Below are 17667 nucleotides of genomic sequence, written 5' to 3' on the forward strand. Positions count from 1 at the left end.
AAACAATTATGGAGTCTCAGTTATGGAGTCTCAGTTGATCGATTCAACCCATTCCTCAAGTTTATGCCTCTCGTGTTAGTAAATTGTTGGGTGTTTCATCCACAGGTCAGAGGTAAAGTTATAAGAAATTTACTAAGGCTTGGATAGGTTTAGTTCAATTGTTGGGTTTTGATCGAAGGGGGAAGACCCATCGAATTTACGTTTTCTTAGGTGCATCGGTCAAGATAAAGGAACGGATTGATTAATGCGATCGTCTAATCCTATTCAACGTTGGGAAAACCTTAATAAAACCTTGGCAGGCTGTTAATGACTGATTGGTAGGGTTCTGTTATCTACCGATAATTCCTTACACAATCATGGATTGGTACAATTCTTCGCGTCTTCTCTCGACTCGTTTTAAGCGACGTGATCTTTTACGTGGTGCGGGTGTTTTGACTGGCGTTGCAATCGCCTCTCAATTTCCTGATAGAGTCATGGCCCGACCTTTGTTTTCTAGCTATCCCTTTACGTTGGGAGTGGCTTCGGGTGATCCATTGCCAGATGGCGTTTTGTTATGGACAAGATTGGCTCCCGATCCGCTCAATGGCGGTGGAATGCCAGAAAATGCCGTCTCGGTCAGATGGCAGCTTGCTTTAGATGAAGGCATGAGACAGGTTGTGAAGTCGGGCACCAAGATCGCAACGGCTGACTTTGCTCATTCAGTGCATGTCGATGTACGCGGATTGGAGCCAGGGCGCACCTACTGGTATCAGTTTAAAGCGGGGAATGAAATTAGCCCGATCGGTCGAACTCGCACCGCACCCGCTAGAAATCAACCATTAGATCGGCTACGATTTGCATTAGTCAATTGTCAAGACTGGCAAAATGGCTATTACACCGCTTATAAACATGTCGCAGAAGAAGATCTTGATTTAGTCGTTCATGTTGGCGATTACATCTATGAATATGGGCCAGAACCCGGCGGCCCCCGTCAGCACAATAGCCCTGAAATCATCACGCTGACTGACTACCGCAATCGTCACGCACTCTATAAGACTGACACCAATCTACAAGCGGCTCATGCAGCCTTTCCCTGGGCGGTCACCTGGGATGATCACGAAGTTGAAAACAATTACGCCAACAGCATTTCTGAAAACGAGGGCGACTCACCCGCAGACTTTTTGGTGCGACGGGCCGCTGCTTATCAGGCTTATTATGAACATATGCCGTTGCGACGATCTTCTCTACCCAAAGGTGCCAATCTGCGTCTCTATCGTCGGCTGACCTTTGGGGATCTGGCTCAATTTAGTATTCTAGATACGCGCCAATATCGTACTGATCAACCCTGTGACGATGGGCTAAAACCACTCTGTGAAGCCGCTCTCGACCCCAAGGCCACTCTGACCGGAAAGGCACAAGAACGCTGGTTGTTTCAAGGTCTACAACAATCGCCTGCTCGCTGGAATGTCATTGCTCAACAGGTGATGTTTTCTCAATTTGATTTTGATGCGCGTCCAGAAGTTAAAGCCTTTAATGTAGATCAATGGGATGGTTATGTGGCTGCCCGCGATCGCGTTCTCAGCTTTTTGGATCAGCAGAAACCCTCTAATCCGATTGTATTAACAGGGGATATTCACTCTAGTTGGGTGCATGACATCAAACGAGATTTTAATCAGCCCTCTGCCACGATCGGAACTGAATTTGTAGCCACTTCCATTTCGTCAGATTTCCCCACTCAGTTTATTGAACCTGTCACCCTGGCGTTGTCCAATAATCCTCATACAAAGTTCTTTAATGGTGCTTTGAGAGGGTATGTGCGCTGTGATTTGAACCGCGATCGCTGGCAAAGTGATTATCGAGTCGTCTCAACCATTCGCGAACCGCAGGCGACGATCAGCACTCTAGCTTCTTTTGTCGTCGAGGATGGTCAACCTGGCGCTCAACGGGCCTAACGGTAGTTCGAGAACGCCCCCAAATCCCCCACAAGTGAGAGACTTTGAACTGTGGAAGTCTTAAAGTCCCCCAGAATTGGGGGGTTGGGGGGCAGAAGCACTGAACAACGAAGCCTAGGAACTCAATCGCATTCCCTCTCTCAGCGCACCCAAAAATAAGCTATCAACAGCGTCACCAACGTTAGCGGAAAGCCAAAGCGCAAATGTTCTACAAAAGAGAGTTTGTAACCCAGTTTGGCAGCAGCTTCGATCGTAATCAAATTAGCCACCGATCCAAAAACCGTAAGATTCCCTGCCAACGTTGAACTAGCAGCCAACAGTAACCAGGACTTCGTATCGTCTGCACCAATTAACGGACTCAACAACAGCACCGCAGGCACATTTGAGACAAGATTCGACAAGATTGCTGTGACGCTGATTAGTCCCGCAGAAGACCCGATCGCTTTCGTTAACGGCGCTAATAAATTTAGTTGTTCAGTGGCTTTGGTGAGAACAAATAAGCCTGAAAACATCACCAACAAATTCCAATCGACTTCGCGTAAAATGCGCTCTGGTTTGACGCGGCGTGTGATTAACAAGATACTGGCTGCAAGTAGGGCAGATTCGGCTAAGGGCAATCCGATCGCAAACGCAGTCAGCAAGCTACTCATGACGACGATCGTTTTGATCAGCAAAGGTCGATAAATTTGCTTGTCAGAAATAGAAAAGCGTTCACGAGCGATCATTGACCGAACTTCAGGATACAACAGCCACAGCCATGCAATTTGAATCACTAATCCAATCAAAGCGATCGGAGTTAAGGCTTTAGCAAATTCTAAGTAGCTGATTTGTGAAAATGAACCAATGAGAATATTTTGAGGATTACCGCTCAACGTGGCAACAGACCCGATATTCGTCGCGCCCGCCATCGCCAACAGATAAGGAATTGGATTCAAGCGTAACGTCTTTGTCAAACTGAGAATTAACGGCGTGAAGATCAGCGCGATCGTATCATTCAAAAAAACCGCAGACACGACTCCGCATCCAAAAGTCAACGCAACGATCAATCCAAATGGACTGCTGGTGAGACCGAGTAACCACGCGATCGCTAATCGAAAAAATCCCCCATAAGATAGACTCGCATTCACAATCATCATACTTAGGAGGAATACAATCGTCGTAGAGTCGATCGCCTGCCACACATTCTTGAGACTCAAAACGCCCAACGCAATCACGAATGCAGATCCGACCAGTGCGATCGTCGCTCGATTCATTCTCAAGCCTGGGAAGTAGCCGATCGCTAACCCCAAATAAGTCAGCCCGATCACCCCATATTTCAAGAAATCCACACTTCACATCCTGTTTTGAGATTACGGATATGTCCATTGGCGGAGAGCCTCACTATAATTAGCAGGATTTCCACACCAGACTTTTAGGGCACAATTTGACAAGATGAAAGTATCAAAGAGGGTAAACCCATGAAACTGTACGACTGGTATCGCAATATTATCCGCAACTCTAAGTATCGCTGGCTGATTATTTTGGGCACGTTGGCTTATTTGTTAAGCCCGATCGACTTGCTGCCTGATGTGATTCCTGGCATTGGTCAAGTTGACGATGGTTTGCTGCTAACTCTGCTGATTGCTGAAGTGTCTCAGGTGTTGCTTGATAGAGTGAAGACGCGCAAAGGAACAGAGCCGACCGAAACGGTGGATAGCGCTCCCGTCAATGCTGATACGGTGGATGTGAAGGCGACCCCCGTCAAGTAGGCTGCATTTAGCCAATTTCAACCCAGTTTTGAAGAGGTGCGGTTGCAGAAACCGTGCCTTTTTTCATTGCTTGCCTATTGCAATGGGCCAAATACAATCTTATAAATTGCCGTTTCATTCAGTTGATTTAACACGCGCAGATACTCACGAGCATCGTTGCGACGGGTAAAGAAATGGACAACCTGCCCAATCTCAAAGAACGAAAATTGATGCAATAAATTGAACTATGTAGTTGACACGAGACAGCCGCGATTGCTACAACTTGGATTTAGCATGGAGCAGATTGCTGAACCAGCAATTCTCAGTATGGCAAAAAGCTGTTCAAGTCCTGGAAATGCCTGTAATGTAACGAGAATTGCAGGGGTGTAGGTCGGCTCTTTATGCCATAAGCTGGACATGATGAATATCGGCTATGTCTCTATGACTGAGACTGTCTGCCTTGAAACTATTTACTAAAAGCGAAGAGTAATTGACGATTCGTGAAGAAGTACGTTGCACGTTTTGCATCATTAACGATCGCATTCTCTGTCGCGTTCACGAAACACACCGAACGATCACCACCTGCATCGCATCCGACACAAAACACGCGCCACCAAACTTATTCAAAATCGGGTTGAGCGTTTCAATCACGCCGTCAATCTGGTCAGGGTTGCAGAAAGCAATCACGTAAACATTATCTAAACTGTTGAGCGCAAAATCTTCGGAGATGGTGCCGCGATCGCTCTTTCCCGTCACATTATGAATTATGGTGTAACCCGGAACACCCGCTTTCTCAAGCCCTGCAAGAATTTTGTTTAGCTCCACCGAGCTGGCCATAATCTCGATGCGTTTGACCGATTGCATAAAGTTAGCTCCAAAATAAGTTGATACCGTACTGATAAAGCGGAATTCCAAAAATAATATTGAATGGGAACGTGACAGCCAGCGCAGTCGAAATATATAAGCTAGGATTCGCTTCGGGAACCGTCAGACGCATCGCAGCAGGAACGGCAATATAAGACGCACTCGCACACAAAACCGCAAACAATAACGCATCACCAGGAGACATTTGGATCACTTTCGCGATCGCTAATCCCAACCCTGCATTCACAACGGGAGTTAGAATCGCAAACGCAATCAAAAACACCCCCGCTTTCTGCAAATCTTGAATTCGTTTGGCGGCGACCAGTCCCATATCTAGCAGAAAAAACGTCAACGCTCCATAAAACATATCTTCGACAAAAGGTTTCAAAACCTGTGCGCCATGTTCTCCGGTAAGAATGCCGATCGCCACACTTCCCACCAGCAAAAAAACCGACCCATTCAAAAACGATTCGCGCAACACTTCGCCCCAGTCAAATGCTTGCCCCGTCTCAGTCGCCGCAAACACTTTCACTAACACTAAACCGACTATGATTGCAGGCGATTCCATCAATGCTAGAGCAGCCACCATATAACCATCGCTGGCAATGCCTAACTGATCGAGAAATGAACCCGCCGTGATAAACGTAACCGCACTAATCGAACCGTATGTAGCCGCGATCGCCGCAGCATTATAAGGATCAAGTTTGATTCGCAAAATGAAAAACGTGTAAATGGGAACGATACACGCCATCAGAATCGCTGACATGATTGCTAAAATGACATCCTGACCAATGCCACTCTTCACCAATTCGACTCCGCCCTTGAAGCCGATCGCAATCAACAAATACAGCGAAAACAACTTGGGAATCGGCGGCGGAATCTCTAGATCCGATTTGACCAATACCGCCAACATCCCCAAAAAGAAAAATAACACAGGCGGATTCAAAAGATTGGACATCACCAGGCTGAGATCCATCGTCACCAAGACTCCGATTCATAAACGTTACGAATCTTCAGATTACAGCACTGAGTTGCGAATATTTGCTGAAAGGCGACCCCTTGCGGGTAACTCGAAGAGATCGTCCCTACTTTTTGTGGCTGCTATAATAATTCAGGAAACCTGGGGCTGTAGCTCAGATGGATAGAGCGACCGCCTCCTGAGTAATTGGGCACCGTAAGGGAAACTTTACGAGTGAATGTGATCAAATTCGGTGAACCCTGCAAAGTGAGAAATCTTCTGACTTATGGGAATACCGAGCCAAGCCGATAAGAGCGGTTTGAAGGATAAATTTTGGGTTTTGAACTTGAAGTCAGAACTCAAAACTGAGAACTCAAACTCTTCGGAAGGTGTAGAGACTAGAAGGTCACTACCTACGGGCATTAGCCTATGGTAAAGGTATAGTCCAGAGAGTGAGGAAACTCACACAAATCTGAAGCGGTAGGTCGAGGGTTCGAGTCCCGCCAGTCCCGTATCCCAGGAATTTCTGATTTAGTTTTTGCTTCACGATCGCATCAATTCTGCTTGTAGCGACCTTGATGGGCTGACTTCAAATTTTAATGAATTCGGTCGCTTTGGTTAGTCTCATTCAACTTTGTCTCATTCAACTTTGATCGGGAACGATCGACATAGCTACAAGTTTTCTTAACTCAGCCCCTTCATTCCCGCCGCTACATAGGCTGCGTCTGTCACCATTCCGACTAGCGTAATGGGATTGTTGGCAGGCGAAACATATCGATCCTTGGGCACCGAAAAGAGATACTTCACCGTCGATCGCACATAGACGACTAGCACCACCTCGATCGGCAAAATATCCAACAATACATCAACCTGCTGTTTTGCGGTCTGTTCGCGCGCTCCCTCTGGCAACGTCGGAAACCGTAACCCCTGCCCATTCACCCAATTCTCCAAATCCAGAACGACGACTTGGGCCGACGATCGCCGAAGCTGTGTTTCTTCCTGCCGCAGGCGCACTGATTGAAACCCTCTTCCATTCAGCAGTTCAAGCTCAGTGGGGACAGCCGTTTTGCTCAACAAACAGTAATCCACCAACGTCGAACTGATCACTTCCTCTTTTTGCAACGTTCGCCGCACCACCTCTAGCTTTGAGTCAAGCAAATCACTCATATAAGCATCCACACGCTGATTGATCCCATCCTTTGCAACCTGCTTGGCATCATCTAGATTGGTCTTAAAGATATAAGCGATCGCCCCTGTAATCCCTGCACTCAAGGCGGCAAAACCCACCAGCGCAAACTGCATTGTGCTAATAAAATTCTTGAAACTCTCGCTGAGCGTCTTATTTTCATCCGTGATTAGCTTCAGCTTTTCAGTAAATTCTGCCGTTTGCCGCGCGTTCTCCCTGGTGAGAAACTCGATTTGCTGCCGCAACAACTCAACCGAAGCTGGACTATCAGAAGGAGTCGGCGTTTGGGCCAGCAGGTTAGAAAGATCAAGAAACGGCAACCAGTTCATAAGCCTATGCAAAGACATGATTCAAATGATACTGTCACTCGTCAAACTTGAACTAACCCACGCAAACTAGACAACTTCAACGTTATACATACTTAGGTATACATATGTGTACCTATTAGAGTGTGTACCTATCAGAGAACAAGTCGCCCGTCTCTAAATTCAATTGAGCACGATCGTACGTCATCGGCTAAAAAGATATCTCCCTCAAAGGCTGTCTAACGCTGACTCAATTAGTTTATTAAATAAATATTAAATAGATCAGTGGCATCTCTGCTTTAGCGGCGACTTAACCGTTACTTCACAAGATAAGATTTGTGCAGCTATAGATTACAGAATCGCTGGCTTGCGCTTTAATAGATGATCTGTAGTTTTTCCCGAAAATCCTGTGATCACAGCCAAAGTGAAAGTCGAGCATCTCAAGACTGCACTGACGATCGCGCTAATGGTATTTGGAGCCATCACACTTTATATAGAATGGGGCCTGCAACAAAACCATTGTGTCAGGATGAATTTGCTGGTGTTGCAAGTCTCAATCGGGCGGCAGTGCCCCAAGTAAATCTAACGAAACCACAACTGAACATTCCATTCAATTAATAAACGGTGAGTGACCAAACCAACCGGACTATCATTCACCGTTTATTGTCGATAGACTTTCAGCGTAAATCTTTTTGACACTATTGAGCGTCAGCATTGAGTTGGTCGATCGCATAGCGCGCCACTGCCAAACTCATTTTGGCCTGCTCTGTCTCAGACAACTCACTCCACTCAACCGGACGAATACTCTTGAGCGTGGAGTTGATCGCATCCGATTCATCACGCATCGCATAAGCCAAAGGACGAGCCAACACCTGCAAATCTTCGTCTGCCCAGGCTGGCAAGATTTCTTGCACACACAGCACTAATTGGTCTGCCAGCGAATTAGAAGCTTCTGCAACCTGTTGAGCCTGACGAGCGATCGCATTGAGAAACGCCTGGGGCATCGCCGCAAACTTTTGAGTCAGTCTCGTTTGAAGAGAGTTAGCTGACCAGAGGTGATCGAGGTGAGCAAAAAAGGTGGTCGATCGAGCCGTAATCTCACTCTCTTGCCAATCATCGAGCGAAAAGCCTTGCTCTAACTCGGTAAAGAAACTATCCGCAGCAGGATTAGCAGGATTCCAGGGATAAGAGATTCTCCCTTGAGGATTTTCAAGCACCTCTACCTCAGCCGTCTCGATCAACTCGGTGGGCTGCCAGCGCAAAATCACATCGTCTGTTTGAAGGAGTGCGTTTGCCAGATCTTGTTCGACTTGAGCTTGAAGATTTGCACCGAGATGAGACCGACTTACTTCGTTTGCCATGATTGAAAATTCCCGCATCCACTGAATGACTTGAACGTTTGCTGTTGATACCTACAGCCTCGCTGTTACAGGTTCCGTAACGAAACTCACCAATTCTACGAATCATGCATAAATAGCACTTCCTGAACCGATATTACACAAGGCGGAACGGCAAATACTCGGTTACACCAAATCGAGAAATGCTCATTCTGTATCGTGTTTATCGCGTGTCAGAGAGTTCTGGGTGAGCGATCGAGAACTCTAAAACCGAGTTTTGCGACCCTCCGAATTTTAGCTGAACGCCCGACTCTAACAATACTTCTTGATGATGAACTTTTTGCCAACCGCTTCCGCCATAGAGCCAGGTGCCATAGCGGGAAAAGTCACGCAAAAAATAAGTGGGCTGATTGGGATCAGGAGAAGAGTTGCGATAAAAGATTTCAGCATGTTTTCGAGAAACGCCCGGTTCGCCTCGCAGCACCAGATCATTATCGTCACTCATGCCCACCCGCATCAGTCCACCACGAACCGTCCAGATTTTAGAACTCTCAATCGATCGCAGCGAAGCCGTCGGAACTTTGCGCCCAAACTGACTCGGACTGCGGGGAATTTGCGTCAATCCTTCATCCCACGGCTTGAGCAACTCGCCGTCAAACTCTGGATGCATATAGAGAACGGGCAGCGTCCAGGCTTGCTGATTGAATTTAAACAACGTCAAAAGATGCTGTCTAGCAACGGCCACCGCCTGGTCGATCGGCATTCTTTCTCCCAAGGCCTGAGCAAACGCCTGAATAAAACTCAGCGCTTCCTGATCAGTGATGGAATCCCGCATCGCCAGCACCGCCGGAACCCCATGATGCAGCAGCACTTCCGCCAAACTGCTCCGAGGAATGGCCTGATAGCCTTGCTGATCGGGTTGTGCGCCCCAGCAAGCATTAAAGACGGCTAGTTTGACTCGACAGCGAGTTAGCACTTGAGCCAACTCTGTCCCATTGAGCGTCATGTCTGGTCGGAGAAACAGCAGTCCTCCATCGGGCGCAGGCACCCCATGCCCCGCATAAAACAGAACGTTATATTGTCCGGTTTCGAGGCGATCGATTAACTCAGCCGGGGTAGGCTGCAACAGGGTATCGACCTGACAAGAAGCCATATAGCGACTGGCACTGTGCAAAATCGAGTCGTTCGCGTCTTCCTGATGGTCAGGACACTGCAAAATTCTCGCTAGGGCCAGCGCTTCCTGCTCTAATTTGAGTTTCTTAAGTTCGGATCGACGACGACCATCTAACCCGCCAGAAATCGGCTGAACATCTGGCGCAGCGTCCTGTCCCAAAACCAGAAGAATGCTCAAACTCTGGTCAGTTCTCAACGCGGGTAGGGCATCGACATCGCTGGTCGTACGACTAAACAGCAGTTGTTGACTGAGCGAAACGGCCTGTTTGCCCGCCTGACTTTGCATCACTTCCCAGGGCAGCGCGATCAGATCGGGATCTCGAATGTCTAACCGCAGCCGCAGCGCCTTGTTTTGCCCCATTGCGATCCCCTGGCTTTGATTGATGCTGCCCTGAATCGGCCCGTCAAAGAGCCACTGCCAGAGGCTAATCCCCAAAGTTTGCATCAAACGGACGCTGCGAGAAGGCTGCCCCGGTGACTGAGCGACATCCGCTAGCGCCAGCAGGGGGGTATTAGCTTCAGAAACGTGGGGAACTTTGGGCAGACTTCGGGCTGAAAATAGCTCTTGCCAAGCGTTCCAGACTTGATCAAGGGCATCAGACCAAATGCTGTCATGCAAAACATATCCACCTCGATAAGGAGCCTGAATCACATGAATCGCAAAGTGATTGGCTTCGGTGGCGCGGAGGCGTTCGATCGCTAGGCTTAAACAGGGAAGTTCAGACAATGACATTCACAGACGCAGAACAAGGAATCCTCACAAAGACCAGGAGATGCAGAGGGAGGTGGGCAATCACACCTGTTTCTTAGTTTATCGACTTGGCTGACGTTTGGGCTTAAATCTTTTGGGCTTAAATCTTTTGGGAGATCGGGACGTTAGCAGTCCATCAAGGCGAAGCGCACTGTCCAAGCTGGTCTGGTTTGATGCTGAAGTTTTGGGCGACGTAAGGCGCGATCGTCGCTTCTTCTAGCCAGCCTGCTTCTCCGGGTTTGACCAGCCTGGGAAGGGGAGTGCTTGAGGAAGTTGCCGCGCTGCCTGCTACCGAACAAACCTTTAAGCGCAGCCACGATCGCTGGTCGGTCATTGTTTGTTTGCCCACCACTTGCAAAATACTGCCAACGGGGACTCGCCCCACCATAGAAGTGACAGAAGTAGCATCCGCCGGCCCAGGCAAGTTCAACAGATTGACTGAGCCGAGATCAACGCTTTTGACCGTCAGATCCTTTTGTTTTTGGTCGAGCCTGACAAACGAGCCAACCGCCAACAAAGGATTTGCCGAATCTATCGATGCCCCAACGGTAGGAGACGGGCTGTCCGTGGGGACTGCACTAGGAATTGGCTCCGGAGAGGGCGTTGTGAGGGGTGGAGACGGTTCTACGGCGATCGGGTTAATGCGGGCCCGCAGTTCTGGCACCAGTAGATAAAGCAGCAGTCCACCCACACCCAACAGAGCCGTTAGCGTCAAGAACGGTGGGAGCCAGCTAAAGGGCGATCGCGGTGGCTGAATAATTTGAGTTCTAACCGGGGTTTCATCAGGGGAATCGTCAGCAGCCTGAGGCAAGGCGGTCGCTCCACTGCTCTCTCTCGCAGACTGCTGCCAGTTGATCGAAGATGGAGTCGGGGTGGATTCGCTTCTATTGACTCGGCAGTAGACTAATCCGATCGTCACGTTGTCGTGTCCGTTGCGGGTGTTAGCGATTTCGACCAAGCGCTGGCTAACAATTCCAAGGTCAGCGTTGCCATCCAAAATAGGAGCAATTTCGCTGTCCCAAACTTCCTCAATGCGATCGTGATCACTCAATCCATCTGAACAAAGTAAAAATACGCAATCCTCATCCAAAACAAATCGCTGGACGGTGGGATGCAAAAAATCAGAACTACCCATTCCCAATGCCTGAACGAGCGATCCAGACGCGGGCTGCTGTAGGGCATCTCGGTAAAGGGCGTACCCCAAACGCACTTCTCTAGAAGCAACATCGTCATCCAAAGTGACCTGATAGCAGCCTGTGCGAGTGATACGATAGGCGCGACTGTCTCCAACGTGGGTGATATAGAGTTCGTGTTTGTGCGCTAGAGCCATGACGACGGTCGTTCCCATGCGCTGGCGTTCGTGTCGCTGTTCGGTGTCGTTGCGCTGGCTGATTGCGTCATTGGCAGCAAAGGTGGCTCGTTCTAGCCCATCGACTAGCGTGGCTGCGTCAAGATTGCTGGCAAAGAGGCTTTCGGCTTGAGTTTGAAGGGTGGCGATCGCTAACCCAGACGCAACTTCTCCACCTTCATGTCCCCCGATTCCATCACAGACGATTACCAGTGGGTTTGCTTGATTTTCAGACAGGTTTACCGTCAAGACCGACCCACCCGGTGGATAGCAGGCATCTTCGTTACTTTGGCGACTCGGCCCCTGATCGGTCGCGGTGGCAATCTGAATCTGTCGCTCGACCTGTCCATATTTTGCAATGCCCTGATCCAGCAGATCCAATAATTGATCAGCGTGGGTAATTTGCCCCTGGATCAGTTGGTCACAGAGCGGCGTGAGAAACTCAGACTGGAGCACTTGTCTGCTTGGGGTGAAATACGCGATCGGCAATCGATCACTCGCATCAGGCTGCTGATTCCAGGTTGACCAAAGTTGACCCAGGGCAGACAAATCGGGAGGCTGCTTGTCAAATTTCAGCTCTAATAGTTTTAGACAGGCTCCGTCAACCCTTAATAAAGTTGGATCTAGCAAGGTGGAAGCTACTTTTTCTGAGCTGAAGGGCTGCCAGAGAGAAGCGATCTGCCAGAGCCAGTCCAGTTGACGAAGCGGCGTACTTCTTGACCAGAGGCTTTCTAGGGTTGGCATGAGTTGCCCTGCTAAGTCAGAATCCTCAACGGTGGCTCCTGCGGGATAGATAGGAGCAGTTTCTAACAAATAGATGGGTGAGGTCGCGCTCTTCGAGTTACCCGCAGGGGGTCGCTCCTTGTCTCGAATCCAGCCGTAGACCTGCGGCACATGCAGACGATAGGGAAAAAGTCTCAGATAGCTTTCCCAGCGAGGGGGCAGTTCGGGGGGCGTTTCGGGTGGGGCACCGGGTTTGGTGTCGAGCAGAATTTGGTCAGACTTAAACAGATAACGATCTCCTAGCAAATCTCCAGACCGATCGCTCTCCAAGTGACCCACCGCCCACAAATATCGTTTGAGCAACAGCGTTCGACACTTGTGACAAAACTTGTGGCTTTCTGGGTTGAGAGCCTGACAAAAATAATTGGGGCATTGGAGAATGGGACGATCGTTATCCATTGAGGGTTAGGGGGTGTGCTGCCAGCCAGGACACGAGAAGATTGAAGGGAATGGGCGATCGAAGTTGGCGATCGTCTGAATTCAATAGTCTATGTTCAATCGACTCACATTTCACCTAAAAAGGCTGCGATTCTTCTTCATGTTAGTCCCAAGGCTTTTACGGTTGACCAGAATCCCTCTAAAATTGAGTCACAATAAGTAGATATACACAGCGTAGGAAAACGATATGGCTGAGGGCGAATCTCAAGTGCAAGCCCAGGCTCCTCTGTCGGAGCGGGAGTTGCAGGTCATTGAGCTAGTAGCCATTGGCCTGACCAATCAGGACATTGCCGCAAAGCTAGAAATCAGTAAGCGAACGGTTGACAACCATATCAGTAATATTTTGACCAAAACGGAGACTGAGAATCGGGTTGCGCTTGTCCGTTGGGCGTTGCAGTGGGGCAAGGTTTGTATTGATGAGGTCAATTGCTGTGCCCTGCCGCCGTATAACCCGAATGGGAAGGGATGAGGGATGAGGGATGAGGGATGAGGGATGAAGCGTTTGGATGGGGAGTGTAGGGGTTTGCGGTATTTGGTGAGGTGTGCGGGGCTGCCTTTGGCGGTGTATCGGGAGGTTGCGGCGCACTTGTCGCAGGTGGAGGGTGTCAAGGCGGGGCTGACCGCTCAATCGTCGTCTCAGTTTGACTATCAGCAAAGTCAGGTCGAGAGTCTGTGGGTTGAGGTTTCAGAAGCCAGTGTTAAGGGTCTATCGCAGGTGGATCGGATTTTGGCTTACTATGGCGATCGCTATGGTGCCTGGGAAAAAGAAGTTCAGGCAGACTAACGTTTAAGTGTTTAGGTTCAATGAGTTCAATTCAAGCAATTCGCGGGACGCGGGATATTTTGCCCAATGAGGTGGGTCAGTGGCAGCGCATTGAGGCGATCGCTCGTGACCTGCTGAGTCGGGCAGTTTATCAAGAAATTAGAACCCCGATTTTTGAGCAGACGGCCTTATTTGAGCGCGGCATCGGGGAAGCGACGGATGTCGTCGGCAAGGAAATGTACAGCTTTAAGGATCGGGGCGATCGACCCTTAACGCTCCGGCCAGAAGGAACGGCTGGTGTGGTGCGATCGTTTATCGAACATGGTCTACAGGCTCAAGGTGGCGTGCAGCGTCTCTGGTATCTGGGGCCGATGTTTCGATATGAGCGGCCACAAGCAGGAAGACAGCGACAGTTTCACCAATTGGGGGTGGAGGTGTTGGGGAGCGCTGACTTTCGAGCGGATGCGGAAGCGATCGCGCTGGCAACCGACATTCTGCAAAGTTTGGGATTGAAGGATCTGCGGATTGAGTTGAATTCGATTGGGGATGGAGACGATCGCCAACAATATCGAGAGGCGCTGATCAATTATCTGATTCCCTTTAAGACTGAACTGGACACGGATTCTCAAGATCGTTTGACGCGCAACCCGTTAAGAATTCTTGACAGTAAGGATGCTGGAACTCAGAGCATTCTCGACAATGCCCCCAGTATTTTGAATTATTTGGGTGCGGAGTCTCAGCAACGATTCGATCGCCTTCAGCAGCTTCTCAAGGATTTGGGAATTTCTTGTCGGGTCAACGATCGCTTGGTGCGGGGCTTGGACTACTACACCCACACGGTTTTTGAGATCCAGTCCGATGACCTGGGATCGCAGGCGACGGTTTGCGCGGGGGGACGCTACGACGGACTGGTCGCAGAGTTGGGCGGCCCTAACACGCCAGGAATCGGTTGGGCAATGGGTTTAGAGCGTCTGGTGATCCTCTTGCAGCGACTTGAAACGGCGCAGTCTTCTAAGGTTGACTTCTACATCGTTTCTAAAGGAGAACAGGCGGAATCTCAAGCCTTAGTTGTGGCGCAAAACCTACGACGATCGAGCTTCATCACCGAATTGGATCTGAGCGGCAGTGCCTTTGGCAAACAGTTTAAACGGGCCGATCGCAGTGGTGCCGCTGCCTGCTTGATTCTCGGAGATGCCGAAGCAGAAAGCAAAACGGTGCAGTTGAAATGGCTGAAAACAGGGGAACAGACGGCGATCGCTCAATCAGACCTCTCCCAAATGACAGAGAAGCTGAGAAGCCAAATCTCCCGCCTGAGAGATGACAAATAAGTGAACTTTTCTAAAGCCAGGTAGCGGTTTTCACGAATCCGTCCCCCTGCTTGCTTAAAATGAGTCTCAAATTCTGCTGTCGTTATTCAGAATCATTCGGAAATCTAAACATTATGGCTGACGAATTGATTAAACCCTACAACGGCGACCCCTTCGTAGGAAACCTCTCAACTCCGATCAACGACTCTGCGTTTACTCGCAACTTTATCGGCAACCTGCCTGCTTACCGTAAGGGCGTTTCTCCCTTGCTGCGCGGTCTAGAAGTTGGTCTGGCTCACGGCTACTTCTTGATTGGCCCCTGGGTCAAACTTGGGCCGCTGCGGGACTCGGATGTGGCGGCTCTGGGGGGCTTGATTTCTGGGGCGGCTTTGATTGCGATCGCCACCATTTGCCTCTCTGCTTATGGTCTGGTGTCCTTTCAAGACGAAACGCTCTCTGATGATCCGCTCAAAACTTCTGAAGGCTGGGGACAGTTTACAGGAGGTTTCTTTGTCGGTGCGATGAGTAGCGCGTTTGTGGCTTATTTCTTGCTCAACAACTTCGCGATCGTCGATGGTATTTTCCGAGGCGGATTTAACTAAATTCTCTCGAACTGTTTATCGACATGAGGGCCTGATTGCTGATAACATTCAGGCCCTTTTTAAGGTTTGCCCAGAGACTCAGGTAAAATGCTCAAAACAAACAGGTTAACCTTCAAGCCGCAAAACCTGACTTATGCCTGAGACGGATTATTGGGAATTTCTATTGCAAAAAGAGGGCGATCGCTCCTGGTTGCCGCTTGATTCGTCTGATGTAGAAATTCTAGAAGGGCGATATCGGATTGTGGCGCGATCGCATCGTAAAAATTCTAATGTCGAGGTGAGAATTACCCATCAGGCAACCGACGAAATTCCGCCCAAACGTCGAACTCAAAAGCGATCGCACCGCACCAATCAAGATGGGCTGGTGGTCGTGATCCCCTTTACTTCGCTCAAGCCTGGAATCTGGGAACTCAACTGTTCTGGCGATCTCATGTCTGATCTGATGGGCAACGGGTGGCAAGCCTCGATTCAGCTTCATGTGGTGCCCAGAGCAGCCGAGGAGGATGCTGATGATTGGGAGCCTGACTGGGAAAGTCTATCTGAAGAGGCGGCTGTTGAAACGGCTGAAACGGACTCGCCTGAAGAATCTCCACCTGAACCACCGCCCGTCAGCAATTCATCCGTCGATCGCCTGCTGCAAATTGCCGAACAACTGTCACAGACGGCCGAATCTGCCCAGTTGGTGGCTCAAGCCTTGCCCCCGCTACAAATCACGCTGGCTCAAGAAACCTTTGTCGCGCATCGCGGACAGACACTCACTTTGACGGGTCAGATTGCGTCTGTAGAGACTTCTTTTGGGTTAATGCTCTCTTCCGCAGAGTTAAAGGCCGCACTGCGCGATCCCCAAAGTTCAGATGTGTTGCTAGAGACTTGCGAACTCATTCTCAACCAGCCGCTTCCCATGCCGTTAGCGTTTGAGTTGGCATTGCCAGTTGACTTTAGAGCACGCTTGCTGCTGGGCGAACTTACTCTCTATGACCTGAGTCAACCGTCTCAAGCGCCGTCTGTGTTGGTTACTCAGTCTTTTACGCTGATGGCGGATGCGAGCGATCTGCTGGAGTCGGTTTCTGAGGGAATGGCCCCCGATGAGGAGTCGCTAGAACAAGCCCTAGAAGCGTCTGCCAATCCCAGTCAGCCCGCCCCCCAAACTTCTCAGCTAAACCTGTCTTTTTTGGATCTGGTTGACCCGTCCAAAGCGCTGCCGTCTGACTTTAGACCGATCGCCGCTCAACCGCTACCCCCTCAGATTTATTCACCTGCGTCTCAAGAGGGCAAAAAAAGTTTAGATCTCCCGTCTTTTTCGCCTCCGATTACTGAGCCAGAAGCTAGTCCTGAAGCTATCTCTGACAATCCATTTGAGGCAGATCTTAACCAGCTTGAATTGGCGATCGACTCAGAGGAGCCTTCCCTGCCTGACCAGCCTGCCTTGCCTCCAGCGCCTGACTTAGCAGATGTTTCTTTAAGCTCGCCCATTCAGTCGGCTTTCCAGGCTTTAAATTTGCAGGATCGGTTTTTTAGTCGGCTCAATTCTTTAGCCAGCGATGCCGACCTGTCAGAGGAGTTGAAGGCGGCCGCTAATCCGTTTGTGGTGTCTGAGGAGAGCGCTTTGACTGAAACTGAGTCGATCGCAGAATTAGCAGAAATTTCTGAATCGGCAGAAGAACCGCCCGTCGATCCTGATTTGTCTCACGAAGTAGTGGTAGATGACGAACCCGGAGAATCGGCCTTTTCCCTCAGACAAAAGGCTAAACCTGTTGCTAATCCGCTACTTTTAGCCGACGACGAACCTGTGCCCACGCCAACTTTGGAAGTCACCACTGAGGAATTGATTGCAGGACAACCGATTTTGGTCAGAGCCAAATTGCCCAATCTGTTGCCCAAGTTTTATGTGAAATTTTGGATTAACGATCGCCAAACTCGCGCTTTGTTGGATGGCCCTCGCTGGCTGGTCGATTTCAATCCCAATGGCTTAGGCGATCTCGAAGCCAGCACTCAGTTGACGGTGCCCTTTGGTAGTTTAGAAATCCAACTCGAAGCGATCGCTGTCGAAGTCTCAACCCAGCGAGAAAGTCATAAAGTTGTGGTCGATCGCTCTGTCATGCCGCCCAATTTACCCGATCTCTCCCTGGATGATTTTGAGGTGTGACCGGACGATACAGACGCTACGCTAAATTTAATCAAATCTGTTGGAGGC

The 17667-nt window shown here is 49.6% G+C and carries 16 protein-coding genes; 8 read left to right on the plus strand and 8 right to left on the minus strand.

Translation table 11 applies throughout. The annotated features are described in order from the left end of the window. The first annotated feature begins 356 nt into the window (after positions 1-356). Positions 357-1931 carry an alkaline phosphatase D family protein gene (locus tag ACKFKF_RS16670; protein WP_446860231.1) on the plus strand — a complete coding sequence of 525 codons (1575 nt, stop codon included), beginning with the start codon at positions 357-359 and terminating at the stop codon, positions 1929-1931. 140 nt (positions 1932-2071) lie between these two features. On the opposite strand, the gene ACKFKF_RS16675 is transcribed toward ACKFKF_RS16670, so the two are convergent. Beyond that, a complete protein-coding gene (locus ACKFKF_RS16675; RefSeq protein WP_446868712.1) occupies positions 2072-3259 on the minus strand; it encodes an anion transporter in 1188 nt (395 codons plus the stop codon). Positions 3260-3388: 129 nt separating this feature from the next. Here ACKFKF_RS16675 and ACKFKF_RS16680 point away from each other — a divergent pair, with 129 nt between their 5' ends. Further along, positions 3389-3679 (plus strand): YkvA family protein, encoded by a 291-nt coding sequence (locus tag ACKFKF_RS16680; RefSeq protein WP_446868713.1) that lies wholly within the window; start codon positions 3389-3391, stop codon positions 3677-3679. Between the two features lie 74 nt (positions 3680-3753). On the opposite strand, the gene ACKFKF_RS16685 is transcribed toward ACKFKF_RS16680, so the two are convergent. The 4 genes from ACKFKF_RS16685 to ACKFKF_RS16700 form a co-directional block, all read right to left on the minus strand. After that, a complete protein-coding gene (locus ACKFKF_RS16685) occupies positions 3754-3894 on the minus strand; it encodes a hypothetical protein (RefSeq protein WP_446868714.1) in 141 nt (46 codons plus the stop codon). A 319-nt stretch (positions 3895-4213) separates the two neighbouring features. After that, positions 4214-4522: a P-II family nitrogen regulator gene (locus ACKFKF_RS16690; protein ID WP_446868715.1), complete on the minus strand. Its 309-nt coding sequence runs from the start codon at positions 4520-4522 to the stop codon at positions 4214-4216. Positions 4523-4526: 4 nt separating this feature from the next. Beyond that, positions 4527-5498: a sodium-dependent bicarbonate transport family permease gene (locus tag ACKFKF_RS16695; protein ID WP_446868716.1), complete on the minus strand. Its 972-nt coding sequence runs from the start codon at positions 5496-5498 to the stop codon at positions 4527-4529. Between the two features lie 666 nt (positions 5499-6164). Further along, positions 6165-6995, minus strand: coding sequence for a hypothetical protein (locus ACKFKF_RS16700; protein WP_446868717.1), 831 nt, complete (start codon positions 6993-6995; stop codon positions 6165-6167). Positions 6996-7380: 385 nt separating this feature from the next. Between ACKFKF_RS16700 and ACKFKF_RS16705 the strand changes: the two genes are divergently transcribed. Further along, positions 7381-7551, plus strand: coding sequence for a hypothetical protein (locus tag ACKFKF_RS16705; RefSeq protein ID WP_446868718.1), 171 nt, complete (start codon positions 7381-7383; stop codon positions 7549-7551). A 118-nt stretch (positions 7552-7669) separates the two neighbouring features. Here the strand turns inward: ACKFKF_RS16705 and ACKFKF_RS16710 are convergent, their stop codons facing one another. The 3 genes from ACKFKF_RS16710 to ACKFKF_RS16720 all read right to left on the minus strand — a co-directional run bounded on the left by ACKFKF_RS16710 (position 7670) and on the right by ACKFKF_RS16720 (position 12762). Continuing rightward, positions 7670-8332: a hypothetical protein gene (locus tag ACKFKF_RS16710; protein WP_446868719.1), complete on the minus strand. Its 663-nt coding sequence runs from the start codon at positions 8330-8332 to the stop codon at positions 7670-7672. Positions 8333-8531: 199 nt separating this feature from the next. Continuing rightward, complete coding sequence (locus tag ACKFKF_RS16715) at positions 8532-10214, minus strand: CHAT domain-containing protein (RefSeq protein ID WP_446868720.1); 1683 nt, start codon at positions 10212-10214, stop codon at positions 8532-8534. 154 nt (positions 10215-10368) lie between these two features. Next, positions 10369-12762 (minus strand): PP2C family protein-serine/threonine phosphatase, encoded by a 2394-nt coding sequence (locus ACKFKF_RS16720; protein ID WP_446868721.1) that lies wholly within the window; start codon positions 12760-12762, stop codon positions 10369-10371. A 226-nt stretch (positions 12763-12988) separates the two neighbouring features. Between ACKFKF_RS16720 and pedR the strand changes: the two genes are divergently transcribed. The 5 genes from pedR to ACKFKF_RS16745 all read left to right on the plus strand — a co-directional run bounded on the left by pedR (position 12989) and on the right by ACKFKF_RS16745 (position 17619). Continuing rightward, on the plus strand, positions 12989-13270 hold the full coding sequence (gene pedR, locus ACKFKF_RS16725; RefSeq protein WP_446868722.1) for a photosynthetic electron transport-dependent transcriptional regulator PedR: 282 nt from the start codon (positions 12989-12991) through the stop codon (positions 13268-13270). 24 nt (positions 13271-13294) lie between these two features. Continuing rightward, positions 13295-13585, plus strand: coding sequence for a hypothetical protein (locus ACKFKF_RS16730; protein WP_446868723.1), 291 nt, complete (start codon positions 13295-13297; stop codon positions 13583-13585). Positions 13586-13605: 20 nt separating this feature from the next. Beyond that, complete coding sequence (hisS, locus tag ACKFKF_RS16735) at positions 13606-14892, plus strand: histidine--tRNA ligase (RefSeq protein ID WP_446868724.1); 1287 nt, start codon at positions 13606-13608, stop codon at positions 14890-14892. 113 nt (positions 14893-15005) lie between these two features. Continuing rightward, the gene (locus ACKFKF_RS16740; protein ID WP_446868725.1) at positions 15006-15473 is read left to right on the plus strand and encodes a photosystem I reaction center protein subunit XI; all 468 of its coding nucleotides are present in this window, start codon (positions 15006-15008) and stop codon (positions 15471-15473) included. A 133-nt stretch (positions 15474-15606) separates the two neighbouring features. Further along, positions 15607-17619, plus strand: a complete 2013-nt coding sequence (locus tag ACKFKF_RS16745; RefSeq protein ID WP_446868726.1) for a hypothetical protein — start codon at positions 15607-15609, stop codon at positions 17617-17619. The last annotated feature ends 48 nt before the right edge of the window (positions 17620-17667 follow it).

The sequence above is a fragment of the Phormidesmis sp. 146-12 genome, from assembly GCF_052939495.1.

Excerpts from the sequence above, each read along its gene's own strand:
- ACKFKF_RS16670 (WP_446860231.1), top strand. The coding sequence starts at position 357 with ATGGATTGGTACAATTCTTCGCGTCTTCTCTCGACTCGTTTTAAGCGA.
- ACKFKF_RS16680 (WP_446868713.1), top strand. The coding sequence starts at position 3,389 with ATGAAACTGTACGACTGGTATCGCAATATTATCCGCAACTCTAAGTAT.
- ACKFKF_RS16690 (WP_446868715.1), bottom strand. The coding sequence starts at position 4,522 with ATGCAATCGGTCAAACGCATCGAGATTATGGCCAGCTCGGTGGAGCTA.
- ACKFKF_RS16695 (WP_446868716.1), bottom strand. The coding sequence starts at position 5,498 with ATGGATCTCAGCCTGGTGATGTCCAATCTTTTGAATCCGCCTGTGTTA.
- ACKFKF_RS16700 (WP_446868717.1), bottom strand. The coding sequence starts at position 6,995 with ATGAACTGGTTGCCGTTTCTTGATCTTTCTAACCTGCTGGCCCAAACG.
- ACKFKF_RS16710 (WP_446868719.1), bottom strand. The coding sequence starts at position 8,332 with ATGGCAAACGAAGTAAGTCGGTCTCATCTCGGTGCAAATCTTCAAGCT.
- ACKFKF_RS16715 (WP_446868720.1), bottom strand. The coding sequence starts at position 10,214 with ATGTCATTGTCTGAACTTCCCTGTTTAAGCCTAGCGATCGAACGCCTC.
- ACKFKF_RS16720 (WP_446868721.1), bottom strand. The coding sequence starts at position 12,762 with ATGGATAACGATCGTCCCATTCTCCAATGCCCCAATTATTTTTGTCAG.
- pedR (WP_446868722.1), top strand. The coding sequence starts at position 12,989 with ATGGCTGAGGGCGAATCTCAAGTGCAAGCCCAGGCTCCTCTGTCGGAG.
- ACKFKF_RS16730 (WP_446868723.1), top strand. The coding sequence starts at position 13,295 with ATGAAGCGTTTGGATGGGGAGTGTAGGGGTTTGCGGTATTTGGTGAGG.
- hisS (WP_446868724.1), top strand. The coding sequence starts at position 13,606 with ATGAGTTCAATTCAAGCAATTCGCGGGACGCGGGATATTTTGCCCAAT.
- ACKFKF_RS16740 (WP_446868725.1), top strand. The coding sequence starts at position 15,006 with ATGGCTGACGAATTGATTAAACCCTACAACGGCGACCCCTTCGTAGGA.
- ACKFKF_RS16745 (WP_446868726.1), top strand. The coding sequence starts at position 15,607 with ATGCCTGAGACGGATTATTGGGAATTTCTATTGCAAAAAGAGGGCGAT.